Below are 17211 nucleotides of genomic sequence, written 5' to 3' on the forward strand. Positions count from 1 at the left end.
GGTCAGCGGTTCGATCCCGTTAACTCCCATAGGTCCCGTAGTGTAGCGGTTATCACGTCGCCCTGTCACGGCGAAGATCGCGGGTTCGATTCCCGTCGGGACCGTTTAAGATAACGGAAGTTATTTTAGACTCGTTAGCTCAGTTGGTAGAGCAATTGACTTTTAATCAATGGGTCACTGGTTCGAGCCCAGTACGGGTCATATTTGCGGGTTTGGCGGAATTGGCAGACGCACCAGATTTAGGATCTGGCGCTTAACGGCGTGGGGGTTCAAGTCCCTTAACCCGCATAATAGAAAGTAGCCGGCTTAGCTCAGTTGGTAGAGCATCTGATTTGTAATCAGAGGGTCGCGTGTTCAAGTCATGTAGCCGGCATTTTTTATATAGAATAAGAGGTCGATGCGAACGTAGTTCAGTGGTAGAACACCACCTTGCCAAGGTGGGGGTCGCGGGTTCGAATCCCGTCGTTCGCTTAGAGAGGCCGGGGTGGCGGAACTGGCAGACGCACAGGACTTAAAATCCTGCGATTGGTAACGATCGTACCGGTTCGATTCCGGTCCTCGGCATATAATGATGAGCACCCTTAGCTCAACTGGATAGAGTACCTGACTACGAATCAGGCGGTTAGAGGTTCGACTCCTCTAGGGTGCATTTTTTTATTTAACGCGGGAAGTAGCTCAGCTTGGTAGAGTACTTGGTTTGGGACCAAGGTGTCGCAGGTTCGAATCCTGTCTTCCCGATTGATTACGAGGATACTTAAGGGTATCTTTTTTTATTTACTAAGGAGATTCTGAGAGTCTTCTTTTTTGTTTACGGAACAAATTTGGGTAAACTAGCAGTGTTTAAGGAATGGTACTAGTCATATATTTTCTTTAATTATGGTAAAATAGTAAGAGAATAATGTGAGGAAAATGAATGGCAAGTAAGTTTGAAATTTTAATGAATCAACTGGGAATTTCTGATCAATTGAGACAGAATCCTGCTCTTGTTGATGCCAGAATTGAGCGTGTTGTGGTTCATAAAATTAGTAAGATTTGGGAATTTCATTTTGTATTTTCTAATATTTTACCGATTGAAATCTTTTTGGAGTTAAAGAAAGGGCTTAGTGAAGAATTTTCTAAGACAGGGAATCGAGCTGTTTTTGAAATCAAGGCTCTTTCTCAAGAATTCTCTAATGAACTCTTGCAGGCCTACTATAAGGAGGCTTTTTCTGAAGGTCCATGTGCTAGTCAAGGGTTTAAGTCTCTTTATCAAAATTTGAAAGTTCGTGCGGAAGGAAATCAACTCATTATTGAAGGTTCAGAGGCGATTGATAAGGAACACTTTAAGAAGAATCATCTTCCTAATTTGGCAAAGCAACTCGAAAAGTTTGGTTTTCCAGCTTTTGTATGCCAAATAGAAAAGAATGATGCTCTTACACAAGAGCAGAAGGAAGCCTTCCATACGGAGAATGAACAGATTGTTCAAGCTGCCAATGAGGAAGCGCTCCGGGCTATGGAGCAATTGGAACAAATGGCTCCTCCTCCAGTAGAAGAGAAGCCAGTCTTTGATTTTCAGGCTAAAAAGGCTGCGGCCAAGCCTAAACTAGATAAGGCTAAAGTTACCCAGATGATTGACGTGACGACTGAGGAAAATCGTCTGGTCTTTGAAGGGGTCGTTTTTGATGTGGAGCATAAGGTGACCAGAACTGGTCGCGTTTTGATCAACTTTAAAATGACAGACTACACTTCAAGTTTTTCAATGCAAAAATGGGTTAAGAATGAAGAAGAGGCTCAGAAGTTTGACATCATTAAGAAGAATTCTTGGCTTCGAGTTCGTGGGAATGTGGAGATGAATAACTTCACGCGTGATTTGACCATGAACGTGCAGGATGTGCAGGAAGTTGTTCACTATGAGCGGAAGGATTTGATGCTAGAAGGTGAGCGTCGGGTTGAGTTTCATGCTCATACCAACATGTCGACCATGGATGCTTTACCAGAGGTAGAGGAGATCGTTGCGACAGCTGCTAAGTGGGGACACAAGGCGGTTGCCATCACCGACCATGGAAATGTTCAATCTTTCCCACACGGCTACAAGGCAGCTAAGAAAGCTGGAATCCAGCTGATCTATGGAATGGAAGCCAATATCGTGGAGGACCGTGTCCCTATCGTTTACAACGAAGTGGAGATGGACTTGTCAGAAGCAACCTACGTAGTTTTTGACGTGGAAACGACAGGACTATCAGCTATTTATAATGACCTGATTCAGGTTGCGGCCTCTAAGATGTACAAGGGGAATGTTATTGCAGAATTTGATGAATTTATCAATCCTGGGCATCCCTTGTCAGCCTTTACTACTGAGTTGACAGGTATTACAGATGATCATGTCAAAAATGCCAAACCACTGGAACAAGTTTTACAAGAATTCCAAGAATTTTGCAAGGATACAGTCTTAGTCGCCCACAATGCCACCTTTGACGTTGGTTTTATGAATACCAATTATGAGCGTCATGGTCTGCCTAAGATTAGCCAGCCAGTTATCGATACGCTGGAGTTTGCTAGAAATCTCTATCCTGAGTATAAACGTCATGGTTTGGGACCTTTGACTAAGCGTTTTGGTGTAGCACTTGAACATCACCACATGGCCAACTACGATGCGGAAGCGACTGGTCGTCTGCTTTTCATCTTTATCAAAGAGGTAGCAGAAAAACATGGGGTGACCGATCTAGCTAGACTAAACATTGATTTGATTAGTCCAGACTCTTATAAAAAAGCTCGGATCAAGCATGCGACTATCTATGTCAAGAATCAAGTTGGTTTAAAAAATATTTTTAAGCTGGTTTCTTTGTCCAATACCAAGTACTTTGAAGGGGTGCCACGGATTCCGAGAACGGTTCTAGATGCCCATCGGGAAGGCTTGATTTTAGGGTCGGCTTGCTCCGAGGGTGAAGTTTTTGACGCAGTTGTTTCCCAAGGTGTGGATGCAGCGGTTGAAGTGGCCAAGTATTATGACTTTATCGAGGTCATGCCACCTGCCATCTATGCGCCATTAATTGCCAAGGAGCAGGTCAAGGATATGGAGGAACTCCAGACCATTATCAGGAGTTTGATAGAGGTTGGGGACCGTCTTGGTAAGCCTGTTCTGGCTACGGGAAATGTCCATTATATCGAACCAGAAGAAGAAATTTACCGTGAAATTATCGTCCGTAGTTTGGGACAGGGGGCTATGATTAACCGAACCATCGGTCATGGGGAACATGCCCAACCAGCACCACTTCCAAAAGCTCATTTCAGAACGACTAATGAGATGTTGGATGAATTTGCCTTCTTGGGCGAAGATTTAGCACGCAAATTAGTCATTGAAAACACCAATGCCTTGGCAAATATCTTTGAACCTGTTGAGGTTGTTAAGGGTGACTTGTACACACCTTTCATTGACAAGGCGGAAGAAACGGTCGCCGAGTTGACCTATAAGAAAGCTTTTGAGATCTATGGAAATCCGCTGCCAGATATTGTTGATTTGCGAATTGAAAAGGAGTTAACTTCCATTCTGGGGAATGGATTTGCCGTTATTTACCTGGCTTCGCAGATGCTGGTGCAACGTTCCAATGAACGGGGTTACTTGGTTGGTTCTCGCGGGTCTGTCGGTTCTAGTTTCGTCGCGACCATGATTGGGATTACGGAGGTTAATCCTCTCTCTCCTCACTATGTCTGTGTTCAGTGTCAGTACAGTGAGTTTATCACCGATGGTTCTTACGGTTCAGGGTTTGATATGCCCAATAAGGACTGTCCAAACTGCGGTCACAAACTCAGCAAAAATGGGCAGGATATTCCTTTTGAAACCTTCCTTGGTTTTGATGGAGACAAGGTTCCCGATATTGACTTGAACTTCTCGGGAGAAGACCAACCTAGCGCTCACTTGGATGTGCGTGATATCTTTGGTTCAGAGTATGCCTTCCGTGCAGGAACGGTTGGTACAGTTGCTGCTAAGACTGCATATGGCTTTGTCAAGGGTTACGAGCGTGACTATGGGAAGTTTTATCGAGATGCGGAGGTGGAACGCCTCGCTCAAGGTGCGGCTGGTGTCAAGCGGACAACAGGACAACACCCAGGGGGAATCGTTGTTATTCCTAACTACATGGATGTCTACGACTTTACGCCTGTTCAGTATCCAGCGGATGACGTGACGGCTGAATGGCAGACTACCCACTTTAACTTCCACGATATCGATGAGAACGTCCTCAAACTCGATGTGCTGGGTCATGATGATCCGACCATGATTCGGAAACTGCAGGACTTGTCTGGGATTGACCCTAATGAAATTCCTATGGATGATGAAGGTGTCATGGCCCTCTTTTCAGGGACTGATGTGCTTGGCGTGACACCTGAGCAAATCGGAACGCCGACGGGTATGCTGGGGATTCCAGAGTTTGGAACCAACTTTGTACGTGGGATGGTAGATGAGACGCATCCGACGACTTTTGCGGAGTTGCTTCAGCTCTCAGGTCTGTCCCACGGTACCGATGTGTGGTTGGGAAATGCCCAGGATCTGATCAAGCAAGGGATTGCGGACCTATCGACTGTTATCGGTTGTCGGGACGATATCATGGTTTATCTCATGCATTCTGGTCTTGAACCTAAGATGGCCTTTACCATCATGGAACGGGTACGTAAGGGCTTGTGGTTGAAGATCTCCGAAGAGGAGAGAAATGGCTATATCGAAGCCATGAAGGCCAATAAGGTGCCAGAGTGGTATATCGAATCTTGTGGGAAAATCAAATATATGTTCCCCAAAGCCCATGCGGCAGCCTACGTTATGATGGCCTTGCGTGTGGCCTACTTCAAGGTTCACCATCCCATTTATTATTACTGTGCTTACTTCTCTATCCGCGCCAAGGCTTTTGATATCAAAACCATGGGAGCAGGCTTGGATGCCATTAAGCGTAGAATGGAAGAAATCGCTGAAAAACGGAAGAACAATGAAGCCTCTAATGTGGAAATTGATCTTTATACAACTCTTGAGATTGTCAATGAAATGTGGGAACGTGGCTTTAAGTTTGGCAAGTTAGATCTCTATCGTAGTGATGCGACTGAATTCATCATTGATGGAGACACTCTTATCCCACCATTTGTCGCAATGGATGGTCTAGGAGAGAACGTTGCTAAGCAGTTGGTGCGTGCTCGAAAAGAAGGGGAATTCCTCTCTAAAACCGAACTCCGCAAGCGTGGCGGACTCTCATCTACCTTAGTTGAAAAGATGGATGAAATGGGGATTCTCGGCAATATGCCAGAGGATAACCAGTTGAGTTTGTTTGATGATTTGTTTTAAGAATTAGAATGGAGAACATCTTTATGAAGCTTAGGATTTTTGCGGAAGATAAACCTGCTGAAAAGATTTTTGACTATCAGCTAGAGCTAGCAGATGAAACAATTATACTATCAACAGCGCTCTTGTCTGGTGCCATTGCTTTAGCAGGATTATTTTCTGCTTTGAAGGAAAAATAACAAAAGAAAAGGAAGAATAGAATGGTTTTACCAAATTTTAAAGAAAATCTAGAAAAATATGCGAAATTGTTGGTTGCGAATGGAATTAACGTGCAACCTGGTCACACCTTGGCTCTTTCTATCGATGTGGAGCAACGTGAGTTGGCGCATTTGATCGTGAAAGAAGCCTATGCCTTGGGTGCGCATGAGGTCATCGTTCAGTGGACAGATGATGTGATCAACCGTGAGAAATTCCTCCACGCGCCGATAGAGCGTCTGAACAATGTACCAGAATACAAGATTGCTGAGATGAACTATCTCTTGGAGAACAAGGCTAGCCGTCTCGGAGTCCGTTCATCTGATCCAGGTGCCTTGAACGGAGTCGATGCTGACAAGCTTTCAGCTTCTGCCAAAGCTATGGGACTTGCCATGAAGCCAATGCGTATCGCAACGCAATCCAACAAGGTTAGCTGGACTGTAGCAGCTGCAGCAGGGCTTGAGTGGGCTAAGAAGGTCTTTTCAAATGCTGCGAGCGATGAAGAAGCAGTGGACCTCCTTTGGGATCAAATCTTCAAAACTTGCCGTGTCTACGAAGAAGATCCAGTTAAGGCTTGGGAAGAACATGCAGCAATCCTTAAGAGCAAGGCGGAAATGCTTAATAAAGAGCAATTTTCATCCCTTCATTACACAGCGCCAGGAACTGATTTGACACTTGGTTTGCCAAAGAACCACGTTTGGGAATCAGCTGGTGCTATCAATGCACAGGGCGAAGGATTCTTGCCAAATATGCCAACAGAAGAAGTCTTTACAGCGCCTGATTTCCGTCGTGCAGATGGCTATGTAACCTCTACAAAACCACTTAGCTACAACGGAAATATCATCGAAGGGATTAAAGTAACCTTCAAGGATGGTCAAATCGTAGACATTACTGCTGAAAAGGGTGATCAGGTCATGAAAGACCTTGTCTTTGAAAATGCTGGTGCGCGTGCCTTGGGCGAATGTGCCTTGGTACCAGATCCAAGCCCAATTTCTCAGTCAGGGATTACCTTCTTCAACACTCTTTTCGATGAGAATGCTTCAAACCACTTGGCTATCGGTGCAGCCTATGCGACCAGCGTTGTTGGTGGGGCAGAGATGAGCGAAGAAGAACTTGAAGCTGTTGGACTGAACCGTTCAGATGTTCACGTGGACTTTATGATTGGTTCAAATCAAATGGATATCGATGGTATCCGTGAGGATGGAACACGCGTACCACTCTTCCGTAATGGAGACTGGGCAATTTAAGGAGACGCTATGCTTGGAAGTATGTTTGTTGGTCTCCTAGTGGGACTCTTGGCAGGTGCTTTGACCAATCGTGGAGAGAGCATGGGATGCTTTGGAAAAATGTTTCTCGGATGGATTGGTGCTTCTTTGGGCCACCTGCTCTTTGGGACTTGGGGTCCAAACCTAGCAGGGATAGCTATTGTTCCGGCTGTTTTGGGCGCTATGGTTGTCTTAGCTATTTTCTGGAGACGAGGAAGTTAATTTCTTAAATCTGAAAAGAAAAGGAGGTTGGTCATTGTACCAGCCTCCTTTTGAGTATGATATAATAGTTTTATGAGATTAGATAAATTTTTAGTTGCCTGCGCTGTAGGGAGTCGGACGGAGGTCAAAAACTTGCTCAAGGCTGGACGCGTGACGGTCAATGGCAAGAAAGAAAAATCAGCAAAATTGCAAATAAATGAAGAAAAAGACGAAATTCGCTTTGATGGTCAAGTGCTGGAGTATGAAGAGTTTGTCTACTACATGATGAACAAGCCCCAAGGAGTTATTTCAGCGACTGAAGATTCCAAGCATAGAACGGTTCTAGACTTGCTGGATGATATTGCTAGGAGCAAGGAAGTTTTCCCAGTAGGACGCTTGGATATCGATACGCATGGTCTTCTGCTCTTGACCAATGACGGCCAGCTTGCCCATTCTCTTCTTTCGCCTAAACGTCATGTGGATAAGACCTATCTAGCTCAAGTCAAAGGTATTATGACCCAAGAAGATGTGGAGACATTTGCCAAGGGCATTCCTCTCAAAGACTTTACCTGTCAGCCTGCTAGACTGGAGCTTGTATCGGTAGATCCAGAAAAAAATCAAAGTCTGGTTCGTGTGACCATTGCTGAAGGTAAGTTTCATCAGGTCAAACGCATGGTGGCCTACTGTGGCAAGGAAGTGGTGGACCTACAACGTTTGACGATGGGAACTTTAGCCTTGGATGAGAACTTAGAACAAGGAGAATGGCGTCGCTTGACCAAGGAGGAGTTAGAGGAGCTCCTTGCTAGTATTGCTTAGTTTGGATTATGTTAGAAAAGGTGAGGAGAATGTCCTTGCCTTTTTAAGTTTTTCGGTTGCTTCCTTTGTGAAAAGAGTTATAATAGACATTAGAATAAAAGGAGGAATCTATGAACGCGATTCAAGAATCATTTACGGATCAATTATTTGCTAACTATGAAGCAAATGTCAAATACCAAGCGATTGAAAATGCTGCCAGCCATAACGGAATTTTTGCAGCCCTGGAACGTCGCCAAAGTCACGTAGACAATGCACCTGTTTTCTCATTGGATTTGACCAAGGACAAGGTTACTAACCAGAAAGCGTCTGGTCGTTGCTGGATGTTTGCAGCTCTCAACACCTTCCGCCACAAACTCATCTCTCAATACAAACTGGAGAACTTTGAATTGTCACAAGCCCACACATTCTTCTGGGACAAATACGAGAAATCCAACTGGTTCTTGGAGCAAGTGATTGCGACTGCAGACCAAGAATTGACGAGTCGCAAGGTTAGCTTCCTACTCCAAACACCTCAACAAGATGGTGGTCAATGGGATATGGTTGTTGCCCTCTTTGAGAAATACGGTGTCGTTCCTAAGTCTGTTTATCCTGAGTCTGTTTCATCTAGCAGCAGCCGTGAGCTCAATGCCATCCTTAACAAATTGCTTCGCCAAGATGCTCAAATCTTGCGTGACTTGCTCGCTTCTGGTGCAGACCAAGCGACTGTTCAAGCTAAGAAAGAAGACCTCTTGCAAGAAATCTTTAACTTCCTTGCTATGTCACTAGGACTTCCAACGCGTAAATTTGACTTTGCTTATCGCGATAAGGATAACAACTACCAAAGCGAAAAGGGTATCACACCACAAGAATTTTACAAGAAATATGTCAATCTTCCTCTAGAAGACTACGTTTCTGTTATCAATGCCCCAACTGCTGACAAGCCTTACGGCAAATCTTACACAGTTGAGATGTTAGGAAATGTGGTTGGTAGCCGTGCAGTTCGTTATATCAACGTTCCTATGGAGCGTTTGAAAGAATTGGCGATTGCCCAAATGCAGACAGGAGAAACTGTTTGGTTTGGTTCAGATGTCGGCCAGCTCAGCAACCGCAAAGCTGGAATCCTTGCGACAGATGTTTATGACTTTGAATCAAGCATGGATATTCAACTCACTCAAGACAAAGCTGGACGTTTGGACTACAGCGAAAGTTTGATGACCCACGCCATGGTCTTGACAGGTGTGGATTTGGATGAAAATGGCAAGTCAACCAAGTGGAAGGTTGAAAACTCATGGGGAGACAAGGTCGGTACAGATGGTTACTTCGTTGCCTCAGATGCTTGGATGGATGAATACACCTATCAAATCGTTGTCCGTAAGGAATTGCTGACAGCAGAAGAACAAGCTGCTTATGAAGCAGAACCAATCGTACTCGCACCATGGGATCCAATGGGAGCCTTGGCAGAATAAAGCATAAAGAAAAGAGGTTAGGGAAATCCTAGCCTCTTTTTAAGTTCTTCTTGAAGTGGCGATAGATGCTGCTTGCTAAGTGAGTTCTCCTTATTTTGAGTCTTTAAGTGACAGAGAAAAAGATATGTGTTACTATAGTAGTACAAAAGGATATCGGAGTAGAAATGAAGTATTTAAGCAGTCAAGACATCAAGGATCGTCAACGAAATATCAGCGACATTAAACCTTACAAAACAACCAAGGAAATTGTCGTTTCAAATATCTTTACCTTCTTTAATGCCATGAACTTGGCTCTGGCAGTTCTGGTAGCCACAACCTTGCGATTTGAGAATATGCTCTTTTTAGGCGTGATTGCTATCAATACAGCCATCGGGATTTTCCAAGAAGTGCGTTCAAAAAATGCTTTAGAAAAGCTAAGTTTGCTAGGTAAAAGTAAGTACAGAGTCAACCGAGATGGTCAAACGATTGAGATTGATCCGGAGGACATCGTTCTGGGTGAGTATCTGCATCTCAATCTGGGGGATCAGGTGCCTGTCGATGCAGAAGTTCTTGAAGGGAATATTGAAGTTGATGAGTCCTTGCTGACTGGTGAGAGTGATTCGGTCTTTAAAACAGTTGGTGACCAGCTGATGAGCGGAAGCAATGTTGTCAGCGGCACGTGTCTGGTCCTTGCTACAGCTGTGGGTTCCGATAGTTATATCAACAAACTCGCAAAATCCAGCAAGGAATTCAAAAAATACCCTTCTCAATTGCGCGATTACATGGATAAGATTTTAAAAATCGTCTCTATCTTGGTGGTGCCAGTTGCCATTCTGCTCTATGTCAGAGGTTTTAGTCTAGGACGGTCTTATGTTGAAATTGTCTTGGGAAGTTCAGGTGCCTTGGTCGGCATGATTCCGGAGGGGTTGATTCTCCTGGTCAGTGTATCCCTTGCGGTAGCGGCCATGAAGCTGGCTAAAAAGAAGGTTCTGGTGCAGGAGCTATACTGTGTAGAGACCTTGGCGCGAGTAGATGTTCTTTGTTTTGATAAGACAGGAACTATCACGACGGGGAATATGAAGGTCCAAGAAATGGATGCTAATGTAGCAGAGAAGCTATCTTCTTATTTGGCTTATTTCGAAGATGAAAATGCAACTTCCCGAGCTCTGAAGACTTACTTAACCTGTGAGAAAAAGTGGGAAGTTCAAGAAGTTGGTGCCTTTTCAAGTAAAAATAAGTATTCCTTTGTCCAAGTAAAAGACGGTGGGACCTATTTCTTCGGAGCTTATGAATTTCTAGGCTTTACCCAGCCGATGGATGCCTACTATGAGCATCTGAAACAGCAAGGTTTTCGAATTTTGTCCCTTGCTCATAGTAAGGACCACATCACGAGTCCAGCCAATATGGAACTACTAGGCCACGTCGTTTTGTCAGATGAGATTAAGGACAATACCAAGGAAACCTTTGACTATTTTGAATCTCAAGGTGTTGAAGTGAAGATTATCAGTGGTGATAATCATGTGGCTGTATATGGGGTGGCTCGTAAGGCAGGTTTTAAGGAAGAAGCCCGTGCGATTGATATGACCAAGGTGAGCGATGATGACTTTGAAAGAGTAGTCTTGGAGCACGATATCTTTGGTCGCGTGACACCTGAACAGAAGCAAAAGATGGTATCTATTTTGCAAAATGCTGGTAAAACAGTTGCAATGAGCGGTGACGGGGTCAATGATGTTCTGGCTCTCAAGAAAGCAGATATCAGCTTTGCCATGAAGGGGGCTACCAGCGCAGCTAAAAGTGTATCCAATATTGTTTTCCTGACAGATGATTTTTCAGTATTTTATGATATCTTGATGGAAGGACGCCGTGTCATCAACAACATCCAAAAGGTAGCCTCTCTTTTTCTAACAAAGACCTTCTTCTCCATCGTTTTTGCCATTTTGAGTGTGGTATTTGGTTTGGAATTCGCCTTTATCCCCATTCAGTTTACAATCATTTCAGCCATTACGATTGGGATTCCATCTTTCTTCCTAACTTTTGAGTCCAATAAAGAAAAGGTCAGCACACATTTTATGCGAGATATTTTGACCAATGCTGCGATTGGTGGTGGCATTCTAGTCGCTAGTATACTCTTGACGAACTTCTTTATCACTGTCCCAGGTCAGATCAAATTTATTTGCTTCCTCCTTGCTTTGGTCAATGGTCTGTGTCTAGTTGCCAAGGTTAGTCTACCATTTAATCGATACAAACTAGCCTTGCTCATACTTTTGAGCCTTGCAGCCCTTGTTGGTGTACTTGCCAATACTTTTATCCTACAGGGAGCTTTTGTGCCTTTAGAAGCCAAACAGCTACTCTATGTTGCCATACTAGCAGTGGTGATTGGGTGCTTTCATTATCTTACTAGGAGAAAAAGTTGATACATAAAAAGAATCAGGTTTAATCCTGATTCTTTTTTGTTTATATATTCTCACCGAGATTACATGATACCGAAGAAACGAGCTGCGATACCAACTGCAAAGAGGGCAAGGATGATTGTGATTGGAGATACTTTTTTCTTAAGCAACCACATGCAAAGGAAAGTAAGGAGAAGTCCCATCAATCCTGGAATCAATGAGTCCAACTGACCTTGAAGCGTTTGTGGTTGAACTCTATCTAGGCTCATACCACTAAGCGCTTGACCAAGAATGCCCTTCAACTCAGCTCCTGTAACAGGACCTTCTGGGAAGTTGATGTAGGCACCTTCTGACAATTGTTTGCCTGGAAGGTTGATAGTGAAGTTGATGGATACCCAACGTTGTACAAGAACGGCAAGGATGAACATACCAAGGATAGAAGCACCTTTAGTGATGTCTTTCAAGATACCACCAGACATGTCTTTAGTGATCTCAGATCCAGCTTTGTAACCGAACTCTTGTGTGTACCATAGGAAGGCCATACGGATAGCATTCCATCCGAAGAAGAAGAGAAGTGGACCAACAAGGTTACCAGATGCAGCAAGTGATGCACCAAGAGCTCCAAGGATAGGACGAACTGTAAACCAGAATACTGGGTCACCGATACCAGCAAGAGGTCCCATCATACCGATTTTAACCCCTTGGATAGCCGCGTCGTCGATTTCAACACCGTTAGCGCGCTCTTCTTCAAGTGCAAGAGTAACCCCCATGATTGGAGCAGCGACGTATGGGTGAGTGTTGAAGAATTCAAGGTGGCGCTCAAGAGCAGCCGCTTGGTCTTCTTTTTTAGTGTACAATTTTTTGATAGCTGGGATCAATGAGTAAGCCCAACCCAAGTTTTGCATACGTTCGTAGTTCCAAGAACCTTGAAGGAATTGTGAACGCCACCAAACTTTTTGACGATCTGATTTTGATAATTGAATTTTTTCAGCCATGATTGTTCCCCTTTCTAGTAGTCTTCTAGGATATCACCGATTGGGTCGTTAGAAGTTGCAGCTCCGCCGCCACCGTTTCCACCTTGTTTTGTAAGGTTAAGGTAGATGAAGGCAAGGGCAACACCGATGACACCAAGGGCAATCAAAGTCAATTGAGAGATTGCTGCAAGAGCAAAACCGATTGCGAAGAATGGCCATACTTCACGAGTTGCCATCATGTTGATAACCATAGCGTAACCAACGGCAACGACCATAGCACCACCGACAGCCATACCACCATTCAACCATTCTGGCATCAATTTAAGAGCATCTTGAACGGCAGAAGCTGGGATAGCGATAAGGAAGGCTGCAGGGATTGCAATACGAAGACCTTGAAGAAGAAGTGCGATAAAGTGAGCACGTTCAACAGCTGCAATATTTCCTTCTTTAGCGGCAGCATCTGCAGTGTGAACCAAACCAACTGAGATTGTACGAACAATCATAGTCAAGAAAAGTCCAGCTACGGCAAGAGGGATAGCTGTGGCTGTTGCGACGGCGATACCTTCAGTAGTAAAGTTACCACCTTTGATCAAGATAATCGCTGCGGCAACAGATGCAAGAGCAGCGTCAGGAGCTACGGCAGCTCCGATGTTTGCCCAACCAAGGGCGATCATTTGAAGAGATCCACCAAGCATAACACCTGCTTCGAGGTTACCAGTTGCAAGTCCGATAAGGGTACATGCGACGATTGGTTGATGGAATTGGAATTGGTCGAGGATACCTTCAAGACCTGCAAGGAAGGCAACAACTACAACCAAGATAGCAGAAATGATTGAAATATCTGACATGGTTTTATTCCTTTTCTATTTAGTTTTAATAAAGTATTTAATCCTGTTTTCAAAAATGATCGAAACAGATTAAAATTATTGAACGTTTGCTTTCTTAATCAAGTCAAACAAATCTTTTTTCGTGTCGTTTGGTACTTTACGTACGTCAAATTCAACACCGAGGTCACGCATTTTTTCAAAGGTTGCAACGTCTTCTTTGTCCATAGACAAAACGTTGTTGATCATTGTTTTACCTGTTGAGTGAGCCATAGAACCAACGTTAAGGGTCTTGATTGGCACGCCACCTTCGATAGCACGAAGTGCATCTTGTGGAGTTTCAAACAAGATAAGGGCATGAGTTTCGCCGAAACGTGGGTCTTTTGCAACGTCGATCAATTTCTGGATTGGGACAACGTTAGCTTTTACTCCGTTTGGAGCTGCTTGTTTGATCAATTCTTTACGCAATTCGTCGTTTGCAACGTTGTCTGAAGCAACGATGATACGGTCTGCTTTTGAATCAGGAGTCCAAGCAGTGGCAACCTGACCGTGAAGGAGACGAGTGTCTAGACGAGCAAGGTTGATTTTCAGTTTACCGTCACCGATAACTGTTCCTTCTGGAATAGCAGCTTGGGCAACTGGAGCAGCTGCAGCAGTTGCAACTTCCTCAACTGGGTTAAGCTCTTCTGGAAGAGCCTTGATGCCATCTTTGGCTTCTTTAATGATATTCGCAGCGACTTTATCCACACCTGCATTCGCGTCCATAAGGCGCTCTGTGTAGGCTTGGATCAACATCGGCAAGTTCAGTCCTGTGATGATGGCAAACTTACGTTCTGGATTTTCTCCCATTACGCGGCTAGCTTGGTTGAATGGAGATCCACTCCAAAGGTCAGCCAATACTAGAACCTCATCTTCTGCGTCAAATGCAGCCACAGCGTTGTTGAATTTAGCGTAAAGGTCATCTGGACCTTCATTTGGCATAAAGGTTACAACTTGAACCTTTTCTTGTTCACCAAAGATCATAGATCCTGACTGATGAATACCCGCAGCAAATTCGCCGTGGCTCGCAATAATGATTCCGATACTCATTATTGTCATTCCTCCTTATAAAATGTTTGACTGTATGTTTAAGAAAACTTTAAGCCTAACTTTAAGTATAAACCGTTTTCATATAAAAATCAACTACTTTTTCTAAAAAGATGTAAAAGTTTTCATAGAATGACTTTTTAAAAATATTAATATATCAATGCTTTTGAGAGATAAATGAAAATGGTAATGGAAAATTTAATATAAAAATACAGAAAATAAGTTGCTTTTGTGAAAACAAAATGAAAACAAAAAGGGAAGATTGCATGGTCGCAATCTTCCCTTTTATAGGAATAAATTTTGTAAAGCGTGGGCAACTCCATCTTCTTCGTTGGTCAGAGGAAGTTGTTCGTCCGCATATGGAAGAAGAGCAGGATTGGCGTTTTTCATAGCATATCCTTTGCCTGCAAATGCCAACATTTCAGTGTCATTATGCTCATCACCAAAGGCGATTAAGTCTTTTTTATCACGATTCATCACATTGAGCAAGTACTCTAGAGCAAAGGCCTTGTTTACACCCTTGGGAGTACACTCGAGGATGTTGAGGGGCCCGCCCCAGGTATTGATAGCTAGTTGGTGCTGATAAAAACGATTCATTTCGTCCGCTAAAGCGTATTTGTCTTCAGCCCTTGTTTGCAAAAGGATGCAGTTGGGATCTTTGGTTACTCGTTCAGGTTTGAATTGATTTTCCGGCCGGAAGTTCTCTACGCCAAATAGTTTAGGATCTGCAATTTCTTCATTCGGTGTCGTGATATAGAATTTTTTTCGATATTCTCCCGCAATAAAATCAGCCTGGATGTCCTCCGTGCGCTTGACCATGTCTAGGAGGTATTTTTTGTCCAAGGTCAAGCACTTTTCATGCGCCCAAGCCTGTCCTGGTAGATGGGTAAGGGAACCATTAAAGTTAATCATGGGAGTATGCAATTCTAGCTCACGATAGAAGTCTTTTGCCATACGATACGGACGGCCCGTCGTGATGATAACATGGTGTCCTTTTTCTGAAATTTTTTTGATCGTCTCTTTGGTGAAATCGGAGAGCTTGCTTTCACTATTCAGCAGGGTTCCGTCCAAATCGACTGCGATAATTTTCTTAGTCATATAAACCTTCCTAGTCGTTTCCAGATAAGATGTCTACTATTATATCAAAAAGAAGGAAGAAAAGCAGATAAGAACAAAAACTACAGTTGCTTTGATTTATTAAATAAATCAAACAAATATATTGAAAAGGTGAATGATAAATGATATAATACTAATATTGTTCGTAAAAAACAAAAGGAGATTAAAAATGGACAAACTATTTAAACTAAAAGAGCACGGGACAGATGTCCGTACAGAGGTGCTTGCTGGTTTAACAACATTCTTTGCAATGAGTTATATTCTCTTTGTAAACCCTCAAATGCTTTCCCAAACGGGTATGCCTGTTCAAGGTGTGTTCTTGGCAACGATTATCGGTTCTGTAGTCGGTACTTTGATGATGGCTTTCTATGCTAATTTGCCGTACGCACAAGCACCAGGTATGGGACTAAATGCCTTCTTCACATTTACAGTTGTATTTGGGATGGGCTATACTTGGAAAGAAGCTCTTGGTATGGTCTTCATTTGTGGAATTATTTCACTGATTATTACCTTGACAAATGTTCGTAAAATGATCATCGAATCTATTCCAACAACACTTCGTTCAGCTATTTCGGCTGGTATTGGTGTTTTCCTTGCCTATGTTGGGATTAAGAATGCTGGCCTCTTGAAATTCTCAATCGATCCAGGTACTTATACGGTAGCAGGTGAAGGAGCGGACAAGGCTCAAGCTGCACTTACTGCAAACTCAGCAGCTGTTCCAGGATTGGTAGACTTCAATACTCCAGCAGTATTGGTGGCTCTTGCAGGTCTGGCTATTACCATCTTCTTTGTTGTTAAAGGCATCAAGGGTGGAATTATTCTTTCTATTTTAACAACGACTGTCCTTGCCATTGCTGTTGGTGTTGTGAAATTGTCAGGGATTGACTTCGCTAGCAACAATCTTTCATCAGCGGTTAATGATTTAGGAACTTTGTTTGGTGCCGCTCTTGGTTCAGAAGGTTTAGGATCTTTGATTTCAAACACTTCACGTTTACCAGAAACCTTGATGGCTATTCTTGCCTTCTCACTAACAGATATTTTTGACACAATCGGTACTCTTATCGGTACTGGTGAAAAAGTTGGTATCGTTGCGACAAGTGGGGAAAACCATGAATCTGCTAAATTGGACAAGGCTCTTTACTCAGACTTGGTGGCAACTTCAGTAGGTGCCATTGCAGGTACTTCAAACGTCACAACCTATGTTGAGTCTGCGGCGGGTATCGGCGCTGGTGGACGTACTGGGTTGACAGCCCTAGTGGTTGCGATCTGTTTTGCTCTATCTAGCTTCTTTAGCCCACTTCTAGCGATTGTTCCGACAGCTGCAACAGCACCAATTTTGATCATCGTCGGAATCATGATGCTTTCTAACTTGAAAAATATCCCTTGGGATGATATGGCTGAAGCGGTTCCTGCCTTCTTCACATCTATCTTTATGGGATTCAGCTACTCTATCACACAAGGGATTGCTGTTGGTTTCTTGACATATACCTTGACAAAAGTTGTCAAAGGTCAAGCCAAGGATGTGCACGTGATGATTTGGATTTTGGATGCCTTGTTTATCCTTAACTATATCAGTATGGCGCTATAAATGGTATAATAGAAAAAGGGGAGTCTCCCC

At 43.5% G+C, this 17211-nt stretch carries 12 protein-coding genes and 8 tRNA genes; 16 read left to right on the plus strand and 4 right to left on the minus strand.

Going from position 1 to position 17211, the window contains the following annotated elements:
* Positions 1-31 precede the first annotated feature (31 nt).
* From HMPREF2655_RS01960 to HMPREF2655_RS02035, 15 genes are all read left to right on the plus strand, one after another.
* Positions 32-104 (plus strand) — tRNA-Asp (locus HMPREF2655_RS01960).
* Between the two features lie 24 nt (positions 105-128).
* Positions 129-201, plus strand: a tRNA-Lys gene (locus tag HMPREF2655_RS01965).
* A 5-nt stretch (positions 202-206) separates the two neighbouring features.
* Positions 207-288: transfer RNA gene (locus tag HMPREF2655_RS01970), tRNA-Leu, on the plus strand.
* Between the two features lie 12 nt (positions 289-300).
* A tRNA-Thr gene (locus HMPREF2655_RS01975) sits at positions 301-373 on the plus strand.
* Positions 374-399: 26 nt separating this feature from the next.
* Positions 400-471 (plus strand) — tRNA-Gly (locus HMPREF2655_RS01980).
* A 7-nt stretch (positions 472-478) separates the two neighbouring features.
* Positions 479-564 (plus strand) — tRNA-Leu (locus HMPREF2655_RS01985).
* A gap of 11 nt (positions 565-575) precedes the next feature.
* Positions 576-649 (plus strand) — tRNA-Arg (locus HMPREF2655_RS01990).
* A gap of 15 nt (positions 650-664) precedes the next feature.
* A tRNA-Pro gene (locus HMPREF2655_RS01995) sits at positions 665-738 on the plus strand.
* 175 nt (positions 739-913) lie between these two features.
* The gene (locus HMPREF2655_RS02000; RefSeq protein WP_070837360.1) at positions 914-5305 is read left to right on the plus strand and encodes a PolC-type DNA polymerase III; all 4392 of its coding nucleotides are present in this window, start codon (positions 914-916) and stop codon (positions 5303-5305) included.
* 23 nt (positions 5306-5328) lie between these two features.
* The gene (locus HMPREF2655_RS02005) at positions 5329-5481 is read left to right on the plus strand and encodes a hypothetical protein (RefSeq protein ID WP_000776613.1); all 153 of its coding nucleotides are present in this window, start codon (positions 5329-5331) and stop codon (positions 5479-5481) included.
* Positions 5482-5502: 21 nt separating this feature from the next.
* Positions 5503-6744, plus strand: a complete 1242-nt coding sequence (locus tag HMPREF2655_RS02010) for an aminopeptidase (protein WP_070837362.1) — start codon at positions 5503-5505, stop codon at positions 6742-6744.
* A gap of 9 nt (positions 6745-6753) precedes the next feature.
* Complete coding sequence (locus HMPREF2655_RS02015; protein ID WP_000901578.1) at positions 6754-6984, plus strand: GlsB/YeaQ/YmgE family stress response membrane protein; 231 nt, start codon at positions 6754-6756, stop codon at positions 6982-6984.
* Positions 6985-7056: 72 nt separating this feature from the next.
* A complete protein-coding gene (locus tag HMPREF2655_RS02020) occupies positions 7057-7779 on the plus strand; it encodes a pseudouridine synthase (protein WP_070837364.1) in 723 nt (240 codons plus the stop codon).
* Positions 7780-7889: 110 nt separating this feature from the next.
* Positions 7890-9224 (plus strand): aminopeptidase C, encoded by a 1335-nt coding sequence (gene pepC / locus HMPREF2655_RS02030; protein ID WP_070837368.1) that lies wholly within the window; start codon positions 7890-7892, stop codon positions 9222-9224.
* A 164-nt stretch (positions 9225-9388) separates the two neighbouring features.
* Complete coding sequence (locus HMPREF2655_RS02035) at positions 9389-11617, plus strand: HAD-IC family P-type ATPase (protein WP_070837370.1); 2229 nt, start codon at positions 9389-9391, stop codon at positions 11615-11617.
* A gap of 59 nt (positions 11618-11676) precedes the next feature.
* On the opposite strand, the gene HMPREF2655_RS02040 is transcribed toward HMPREF2655_RS02035, so the two are convergent.
* The 4 genes from HMPREF2655_RS02040 to HMPREF2655_RS02055 all read right to left on the minus strand — a co-directional run bounded on the left by HMPREF2655_RS02040 (position 11677) and on the right by HMPREF2655_RS02055 (position 15575).
* On the minus strand, positions 11677-12588 hold the full coding sequence (locus tag HMPREF2655_RS02040; protein ID WP_000818322.1) for a PTS system mannose/fructose/sorbose family transporter subunit IID: 912 nt from the start codon (positions 12586-12588) through the stop codon (positions 11677-11679).
* A 14-nt stretch (positions 12589-12602) separates the two neighbouring features.
* Positions 12603-13415, minus strand: a complete 813-nt coding sequence (locus tag HMPREF2655_RS02045; protein ID WP_049490467.1) for a PTS mannose/fructose/sorbose transporter subunit IIC — start codon at positions 13413-13415, stop codon at positions 12603-12605.
* Between the two features lie 75 nt (positions 13416-13490).
* On the minus strand, positions 13491-14480 hold the full coding sequence (locus HMPREF2655_RS02050) for a PTS sugar transporter subunit IIB (protein WP_000021983.1): 990 nt from the start codon (positions 14478-14480) through the stop codon (positions 13491-13493).
* 282 nt (positions 14481-14762) lie between these two features.
* The gene (locus tag HMPREF2655_RS02055; RefSeq protein ID WP_044020159.1) at positions 14763-15575 is read right to left on the minus strand and encodes a Cof-type HAD-IIB family hydrolase; all 813 of its coding nucleotides are present in this window, start codon (positions 15573-15575) and stop codon (positions 14763-14765) included.
* Positions 15576-15762: 187 nt separating this feature from the next.
* Between HMPREF2655_RS02055 and HMPREF2655_RS02060 the strand changes: the two genes are divergently transcribed.
* On the plus strand, positions 15763-17181 hold the full coding sequence (locus tag HMPREF2655_RS02060) for an NCS2 family permease (protein WP_049520591.1): 1419 nt from the start codon (positions 15763-15765) through the stop codon (positions 17179-17181).
* The last annotated feature ends 30 nt before the right edge of the window (positions 17182-17211 follow it).

It is taken from the genome of Streptococcus sp. HMSC066F01 (assembly GCF_001837335.1).
GTDB lineage: Bacteria > Bacillota > Bacilli > Lactobacillales > Streptococcaceae > Streptococcus > Streptococcus oralis_S.

Excerpts from the sequence above, each read along its gene's own strand:
- HMPREF2655_RS02015 (WP_000901578.1), top strand. The coding sequence starts at position 6,754 with ATGCTTGGAAGTATGTTTGTTGGTCTCCTAGTGGGACTCTTGGCAGGT.
- HMPREF2655_RS02055 (WP_044020159.1), bottom strand. The coding sequence starts at position 15,575 with ATGACTAAGAAAATTATCGCAGTCGATTTGGACGGAACCCTGCTGAAT.
- HMPREF2655_RS02035 (WP_070837370.1), top strand. The coding sequence starts at position 9,389 with ATGAAGTATTTAAGCAGTCAAGACATCAAGGATCGTCAACGAAATATC.
- HMPREF2655_RS02020 (WP_070837364.1), top strand. The coding sequence starts at position 7,057 with ATGAGATTAGATAAATTTTTAGTTGCCTGCGCTGTAGGGAGTCGGACG.
- HMPREF2655_RS02005 (WP_000776613.1), top strand. The coding sequence starts at position 5,329 with ATGAAGCTTAGGATTTTTGCGGAAGATAAACCTGCTGAAAAGATTTTT.
- pepC (WP_070837368.1), top strand. The coding sequence starts at position 7,890 with ATGAACGCGATTCAAGAATCATTTACGGATCAATTATTTGCTAACTAT.
- HMPREF2655_RS02000 (WP_070837360.1), top strand. The coding sequence starts at position 914 with ATGGCAAGTAAGTTTGAAATTTTAATGAATCAACTGGGAATTTCTGAT.
- HMPREF2655_RS02040 (WP_000818322.1), bottom strand. The coding sequence starts at position 12,588 with ATGGCTGAAAAAATTCAATTATCAAAATCAGATCGTCAAAAAGTTTGG.
- HMPREF2655_RS02050 (WP_000021983.1), bottom strand. The coding sequence starts at position 14,480 with ATGAGTATCGGAATCATTATTGCGAGCCACGGCGAATTTGCTGCGGGT.
- HMPREF2655_RS02010 (WP_070837362.1), top strand. The coding sequence starts at position 5,503 with ATGGTTTTACCAAATTTTAAAGAAAATCTAGAAAAATATGCGAAATTG.
- HMPREF2655_RS02060 (WP_049520591.1), top strand. The coding sequence starts at position 15,763 with ATGGACAAACTATTTAAACTAAAAGAGCACGGGACAGATGTCCGTACA.
- HMPREF2655_RS02045 (WP_049490467.1), bottom strand. The coding sequence starts at position 13,415 with ATGTCAGATATTTCAATCATTTCTGCTATCTTGGTTGTAGTTGTTGCC.